The organism is Candidatus Effluviviaceae Genus V sp., from assembly GCA_014728125.1.
Classification (GTDB): Bacteria; Joyebacterota; Joyebacteria; order Joyebacterales; family Joyebacteraceae; genus WJMD01.
This window is the reverse complement of the sequence record WJMD01000029.1, coordinates 1-6,603: the sequence shown is the minus strand read 5'-3', so window position 1 is coordinate 6,603 and position 6,603 is coordinate 1. Positions and strand designations below refer to the sequence as shown.

Genomic DNA, 6,603 nt, shown 5'->3' with positions numbered 1-6,603 from the left:
GGCACGACCGCTGTCTGGGATCTCGACGATCCGACGCTCGGCTCGGACGGCACGCAGACAGTCGTCGTCACGGCGACCGACGGGCTCGGCAACTCGAGCACGGGGAGCGACGACATCGTCGTCGACAACACCGCACCCGGCAAGATCACCGGGTTCGACGCGGCGCCGGCGCACGAGGAGGTCGCGCTCAGCTGGGACGATCCGACCGGTCTTGACACCAACTACTACGGTGTGCTGGTCCGCTACGACGCCTGGGGTAACTATCCCCAGTACGAGACGGCGGCGCCCGCCTACCCGGCCGACGAGACGGCCGGCGACGGCGAGGCGTTCTCGGGCGACGCCACGAGCGCGACGCACGGGATCGTCCCGCGCGACATCCACTACTACAGCGCGTTCGTCTACGACTGGGCCTTGAACTACGGCCCGGTGGACGCGGGCGGCCAGAACCGGGCCACGAACTACTGGCTCGGCGACGTGACCCAATCGGGCGGCGGCGGGTACGACGGCGAGGTCGACTTCTTCGACATCAGCGCCCTCTCGTCCGGTTACCGGCGGTACGACGCGAACGACCCGCCGGTCCCGCCCCACGACGAGCTCGACGTCGGACCGTCCGAGGACGGGCACCGTCTCGGCATTCCGATCCCGGACGACGAGATCGAATTTCCCGAGCTCGTGATCTTCGCGATGAACTACGGCGTGGTCAGCGCGCGCATCGTGCCGTTCCTGCCGGATACGCCTGCGGATGAGCTGATGCTGGCTCTGTCCGAGGTGCGTTCGGCGGACGGGACGATCGACGTGGCGATCCGCCTCGAGGGCAACACGGGCGAGGTGAAGGGCCTCTCGGCGGAGATCGCGTTCGATCCGACCGAGGTCGAGTTCATCTCGGCGCAGATGACCGAGGACATGGACTCGCCGATCGCTCCGGTCTTCTTCTGGCACGGCGAGAACGAGGCGTCCGTCCAGGTTGATATGGCGGTGCTCGGTACCGGCATGACGATCGGCGGGTGCGGTGACGTGGCGACGCTGACCTTCCGTCCGATCTCGAGTGACTTCACGCTCGAGTTCGCGGAAGCGACGCTCCGCGACGCGGCCAACGAGGAGCTCGCGGCTGAGCTCGGCGGCTACGACTCGAAGGGCGACGTCCCCGAGACGTTCCGCCTGGTCCAGAACACTCCGAACCCCTTCAACCCGGTGACCACGATCGGCTACCACGTGCCGAACGAGGCTCCGGTCTCCGTCCGCGTCTACGACGTCAGCGGCCGCCTCGTGCGGACCCTCGTCGACGGCGTGGTCGAGCCGGGCCGTCACCAGGCTGTCTGGGATGGTAGGAGTGACAATGGTGAGGCCGTCGGCAGCGGTGTCTACTTCTGCGTGATGGAGACACCCGACTACCGCGGCAGCGCCAAGATGACGCTTCTGAAGTAGGAGGGAACCGGCAACCGGTGGGGCCGGGTGCATGCGCCCGGCCCCCTACCCTCCTCGCAGCACAAGAGACAGCAGGGAGAGATGTGATGAGAGCGACAACGCTGGCAATGACGCTGGTCCTTGCGTTGCTGATCGCTCTCCCGGCATCGGCGAACTCGGTCGCCAGCTCGACGATCGAGTTCGAGGGCGCACTGACCGATGCGGGTGGAGGGGTCTACACGGGGACCATCGATGCCACCGTCGGCTCGTGGTACGTGCCGGGCGGCGGAGGCGAGGCGATCTCCACGAGCGGTGGGTTCGATGTCTACGCCCGTGAGGGCGGATGCGCGCTCGTGCAGAACTACTACGGTGACGGCCCCTGGAACTGCGACGGGACCGATACGTACACCATCGGATACGGCATGTACGACCTGCACGACGCGTATCCCGACAGCTTCGGCAGCGACCCTCCGTGGGGCGCCGCCTGGAACCCCGACGTCCCCGACTACGACAACTACGCACTCGTGCTGACAGAGGACAGTTGGGCACTCCAGTACAAGAACGCGGCGCAGGGCACGCCGATGTCCGGGACGATGGACTGGACGAACATGTACGCGGCCGAGACCGATGTCGGCTCGTACACCGGCACGGTGCCCGGTGATGTAGACGCCAACGACGGCGATGCCGCGGCGCACGGAGCCGGCGCGGGCTGGTGGGACATGGACTGGACGTGGGGTAGCGATGCGATTCCGCTCGAGCACCCGGGGTTCGATGTGACCATCGAGGACCTCGGCGGGGGCACCTACCATGTGACTCTCACTCCGGCGGGCCCCGATGAGGTCTGGGTGGACGACGACTACAGTGCGTCCACGCCGGGGTGGGGCGTGACCCACTTCGCCTCCATCCAGGACGGGATCGACGCGGTGCAGGGCAGCACGGTCAACGTCGCCGCAGGCACCTACGTTGAGCAGCTTCACATCACGATGGACGACCTCGACATCGTCGGTGCCGGCGTCGGGCAGACGATCATCAAGTCGCCTGCAACGCTGTCGGAGTTCTTCGTGACGAGCTCGAACAACTACCCTGTCGTCTTCGTTGACGGCTGCACCGGGGTCGACATCTCCGGCGTGACGATCGACGGCGACGGCCAGGGGAACGCGAACAGTAAGTTCAGCGGCCTCGCCTTCTGGAACGGCGGCGGCTCGCTGACCGATGCTGAGGTTCTCAACGTGATGGACACGCCGTTCAGCGGCGCGCAGCACGGCGTCGGTATCTACGCGTACAATGACACGGACGGTCCGTACATGGTCGTCCTCGCGGACGTTCACATCGAGGACTTTCAGAAGAACGCGATGGCGCTCTCGGGCGACGGTCTGACGGTCGACCTAGACGGCGTGACCTGCATCGGCGCAGGCTCGACCGACGTCACGGCGCAGAACGGTATCCAGATCGGCTTCGGCGCGGGCGGCACCGTGGACGACTGCCTGGTAACGGACGTCTACTACACGCCCGGCGACTGGGCAGCCACCGGCGTCCTTCTCCTCGAAGGCTCAGGGGTCGACGTCGCAGGCACCACATGCGAGCGCTGCGGCCCGTCGGTCTGGTTCTCCGACATGGACGGCTCGTTCGACGACGGCGAGGTCCTCGATCCGTACGGAGACGGGCTCTACGCCGATTCGACGAGCGATACGCGCTCCGAGCGACCGGCTGCGCAGCCCTTCGCCGAGGACGGCGTGAAGCGCTACGGACGGACGACGCAGACGGTCGCCATAACCGACAGCCGGTTCGTCGGGAACGGTGCCACCGACAGCTGGGGCGTGAGTTCCTGGGCCGGCGGCACGTCGACCGTGACCATGTCCGGCTGCGAGGTGACCGGCTGGGACTACGGCGTCGTGGCCTATGAGGACGGCGGGACCGTGGACTACACGGTCAACGACTGCCTCCTCTACGGCAACACGAGCTACGGCTTCTACACGAACGCGACGGCCGCGAGGGCCGTTCAGAACGCCGAGAACAACTGGTGGGGCGACCCGACGGGTCCGCAGCATCCCACCCTCAATCCCGGCGGTCTCGGCAACAACGTCTCAGACAACGTCGACTTCGACCCGTGGCTCACGGGGAACGTCGTCTGCGTGCCCGACCCCGAGTATCTGACGGAGGCCGAGCCCGTCAAGACGATCGCCGTGGACTACCTGGGCGGCGGCAGCGGGCTCCTCTACGGTTACTCGATCACGATCTCGTGGGACGGCGCGATCGTCAGCTCGGATCGTCTGAAGGTGACCGAGGGAACCCTGCTCACCGACATCGGGTCGACCTTCTTCCACGCCGCGAACAGCGGGACGGACGAGATCACTGTCGACTCGGCACTGCTCGGTGCCATCGACGGCGCCACGGGTCCTGGCACGCTCTTCACCATCGAGTTCACGGGCCTGAGCGTCGGAACCAGCGACGTCGATGTCACGATCAACAACGTGCGCGATAAGGACAACACGCCGCTGACCGGCTTCTTCGAGAACGACGGTCTCCTGATCGTCGACGTCTCGGGGCCGAGCGTCTCGGATGTCTTCATCGAGAACGTGACGCTCTCGCACACCGACGACTACATCAAGGACGGCGACGCGGCGCAGGTGACCGCGAACGTGTCGGATGACGACCCCGCCTTCGGCCTGACGGACATCGAGGCCGACCTTACGGGTCTCGGCGGCGGCGCCGACGTGAACCCGGACAACTATGCCGGTGGGGTGGCAACGTGGGACCTCGCCTCGGTGACCTGCACGCCGTCCGACGGCGTGGTCACGGTCACCGTGACGGCGACGGATGCCATCGGAAACACGGCCTCCGACTCAGATGACATCACGGCCGACAACACCCCGCCGAGCGCGGTCGCAGATTTCGACGCGGCGCCGGGGCACCAGAAGTGCGAGCTCAGCTGGGCGATGGGCACCGACAACTACGTCCTTGCGGGCGTGACGGTGCGCAGATCGGCGAACGCCGGCGAGTATCCGGTGTATCCGCTCTTCGTCGCTGGCTGGCCTGGTGGTCTCGGTGGGTACTACCCGGCTGACGAGACGACTGGGACGGAGGCCTACAACGGCTCCGGCTCGAGCGCGACCGACGCCATCGTCGACCGGAACATCTACTACTACCAGGCCTTCTGCTACGACGAGGCCCGGAACTACGGACCGACCGCGACGACGGCCCGGGACCTGGCGACCAACTACTGGCTGGGTGACGTGGCCGACGGGCTCGGCAGCTGGGGCTACGACGGTCTGGTGACGTTCCACGACATGGACAAGCTCGGCGGTACCTATCACCAGGCGCCGCCCGGTTCGCCGGAGAACGAGATGGACGTCGGCCCGACGGTGCATCCCGACTACAACCGTCTGGGGCTTCCGACGCCCGACAACTTCATCGGGTTCGAGGACCTCATGATCTTCGCGATGAACTTCGGCGTGGTGAGCGCGCGTGTCGTGCCGTTCCTGCCTGAACCCGCGGAGGGTCCGCTCGAGCTCGCGCTCGGCGGGACGCGGTCGATGGAAGGAGACGTCGAGATCGCGGTCAGACTTGAGGGCAACGCGGGAGAGGTGAAGGGACTCACGGCGTCGATCGGATACGACCCGACCGAGGTCGAGTTCGTCGGGGCACGCCTCGCGGACGACATGAGCTCGCCCATCGCTCCCGTCTTCTTCTGGAGCGAGCCCGGAGAGAATAGCGTGGCCATCGACCTGGCCGTGCTCGGAACCGGCATGACGATCGGAGGCTCGGGGGAGGTTGCGGTGCTCAACTTCCGTCCTCTCGGCGACGAGTTCGATGTGCGGTTCGACGATGCCGACCTGAGGGGCGCAGACAACAATGACCTGGAGGCTGAGCTCAAGGGCTACAGCTCCAGCGTCACTCCGAAGGCATTCCGTCTCGCGCAGAACTCGCCGAACCCGTTCAACCCGGTGACGTCGATCGCCTACGACGTCCCGGAGGAGGCGCGGGTGACCATCCGCGTCTATGACGTGACGGGACGCGTCGTGCGGACGCTCGTCGATCGGGAGTGCGATGCCGGACGGCATGTCGTCTCCTGGGACGGTGAGGACGACCGCGGCGACGCAGTCGGAAGTGGCGTCTACTTCTGCACCATGAACGCGCCCGGCTACCGCGGCGAGCGCAAGATGCTGCTTCTCAAGTAATCGTGTGATACGCGGGGGCCGCCCGCGGGCGGCCCCCGCTCGACGACCTCGGCGCACATGCCGAAGAGCGGGAGGGAGTCGTGAAACACCGTTATTGCAGGATGTTCACCAGAGGAACTCACGGACCGTTGTTCGCGGCGATCGTTGTCGCGACGGTGCTGCTTGCGGTCCTCTTCCAGCCTGCGCTCGCATCGCCGTATGTCGTCTTCGACCCTGCAGAGACGCTCGTGCTTCCTCAGGAGGAGTTCGAGCTGAGCCTTCGGGTCACTGACTGCGGGGACTCGATCGCCGGGACCGAGCTTTACCTGTCGTTCGATTCCGAGAAGCTCGAGCTCGTGGAGGCGACGGAGGGGACCCTGTACGCACAGAGCGGCGTGATGACATGGTTCGGGGCCGAGTACGACACCGCGAGCGGCTGCTGGCACTGCTACGACACGCTGATCGGCGCCGGGAGCTACATCGAGGGGCCCGGCGAGCTCATGCACTTCCGTTTCAGAGCGCTGAATGAGTGCGGAAGCACGACCGTTCACCTTCAGTCGATCGGGTTCACCGACGTTCACCGGGATCCCCTTCCCCCCGCCGGCTGGGACGACGCCGTGGTCCACGTGGCGTGCTCAGGAGCGGTCGGGGTTCCGGTGGCGCCGGTCTCGCTCGGGCCGGCCGCACCGAACCCCTTCGTCCACCATACGGAGATCCCGTTCACGGTTCCCCGCGCGGGAACGGCCGCGCGCGTGAGGATATGCGATGTGAGGGGTCGGGTCGTCCGCACGCTCACGTGCGGACGCGGTACGAGGGACGGAACGCTCCGCTGGGACGGCACCGATCACGCGGGCCGGGCCGTGTCCGCCGGCGTCTATTTCGTCGAGCTCGAAGCCGGCGGTGAGCAAGCCCGTACGAGGATCCTGAGGATCAGATGACGCACACGCGGGGTGAAGCCCCCGCCGACCGAACCATGGAGCGAACACCATGCTGCGCATGACACCGAACAAGATACCGGGCGTCATCGCTCTCACGATTCTGC

3 protein-coding genes are annotated in these 6,603 nt (G+C 66.5%); all 3 read left to right on the top strand.

The features are described from left to right. A partial coding sequence (locus GF405_01550; protein MBD3366841.1) for a hypothetical protein occupies window positions 1-1,425 on the top strand: 1,425 nt, incomplete at its 5' end. Window positions 1,426-1,511: 86 nt separating this feature from the next. Beyond that, window positions 1,512-5,582 carry a hypothetical protein gene (locus GF405_01545; protein MBD3366840.1) on the top strand — a complete coding sequence of 1,357 codons (4,071 nt, stop codon included), beginning with the start codon at window positions 1,512-1,514 and terminating at the stop codon, window positions 5,580-5,582. Between the two features lie 80 nt (window positions 5,583-5,662). Further along, window positions 5,663-6,499 (top strand): T9SS type A sorting domain-containing protein, encoded by an 837-nt coding sequence (locus GF405_01540; protein MBD3366839.1) that lies wholly within the window; start codon window positions 5,663-5,665, stop codon window positions 6,497-6,499. The last annotated feature ends 104 nt before the right edge of the window (window positions 6,500-6,603 follow it).